General features: G+C 29.3%; 1 protein-coding gene. It reads left to right on the top strand.

The window, feature by feature from the left end; all coding sequences use genetic code 11:
* The first annotated feature begins 39 nt into the window (after positions 1-39).
* A protein-coding gene (locus tag FHG05_RS18245) for an IS3 family transposase (RefSeq protein WP_140999561.1) occupies positions 40-1,307 on the top strand; the annotation gives its coding sequence in 2 pieces (ribosomal slippage) (positions 40-379 and positions 379-1,307; 1,269 coding nt in all).
* Positions 1,308-1,352: the final 45 nt, after the last annotated feature.

Here is a 1,352-nt window from a genome sequence, read left to right on the forward strand (position 1 = left end):
TGTCTTGTCCTGAAAAAAGTTGACTACAAAAATAGAATTATGTCAACATTAAAAGATTCTCAAAAATTAAAGAGAGCTCCACAATTTTATAGTGAAGCATTTAAACGACAAGTTGTAAGTGAATTTGAGCGAGGATTATTCACTAAAGCAGAACTTCGTAGACGCTACAATATTTTAGGCAATAATTGTATCCCGAGATGGTTGAAAAAATATGGTAAATTTACCTATGAAGATAAATTAACATTTGGTAGACCTATGAAAGATCCTCAACAACAACGTATAAAAGAGTTAGAAGCACAATTGGCCAAAAAAGAAGAAGAGTTAAAAGTATTCAAACGATTTATTGAAATAGCTGAGAGAGAGCTTAAGATTGATATTACAAAAAAGTCTGGTTCCAAGCAGTCGAAGAAATAACCAACAGCAGCCTATTGGCTACTTATGAGATATGTGAACTGTTTGGGTATACAAAGCAAGCTTTTTATAAGCGAAAATCAAATGCTAGATTAATAAAATACAATCCAGATATAATAAGAAGTCTTGTTCTAAATATTCGAAAACAATTGCCTAGAACAGGTGGAAAAAAACTTTATATAATGCTTCAAGAAGATTTTATAAAGCACAATATCTCTATTGGAAGAGATGTTTTTTTAGATTTTTTGAAAACGGAATATTTACAAGTACCTAAAGTAAGACGCTATTATAAGACAACTAATTCAAGACATTGGATGAAACGTTATCCTAATTTAATAAATAATATCCCACTCAATAGGCCAGAACAAGTTTGGGTTGCGGATATAACGTATTTAAGAACAAAAGAAAAAACGTATTATTTACATCTATTAACGGATGCTTGTTCTAAGAAAATTGTAGGTTATCAATTAGCTGATAATTTAATGAGTTCAACAACAATAAAAGCATTGCAAATGGCTCTTGTTAATAGAACTACTCATCATCAATTAATACATCATTCTGATAGAGGACTACAATATTGTAGTAGAGAGTACACAGAATTGCTTAGACAAAACAACATATTAATAAGTATGACAGAAGAATCAGATCCTTATGAAAATGCTGTTGCTGAAAGAGTAAATGGAATATTAAAAGAAGAATTTGGTTTACATGAAGCATTTAAAAATTATCATGACTTAAAAAAACAAGTAAATCAAGCTATTAAGTTATACAATAATTTAAGAATACATATGTCAATAAACATGACTACACCAAACCTAGCACATCAACAAAAATCAATAGAATTAAAACAATGGAAAAAAATAAATCGGAACAGAATTAATTCTGTTCCGATTTAACTATTTTTGATATAGTAACGAGTCAACCTTTTTTAGGACAACTCA

Source organism: Flavobacterium profundi (assembly GCF_006491645.1).
GTDB classification, from domain to species: domain Bacteria; phylum Bacteroidota; class Bacteroidia; order Flavobacteriales; family Flavobacteriaceae; genus Flavobacterium; species Flavobacterium profundi.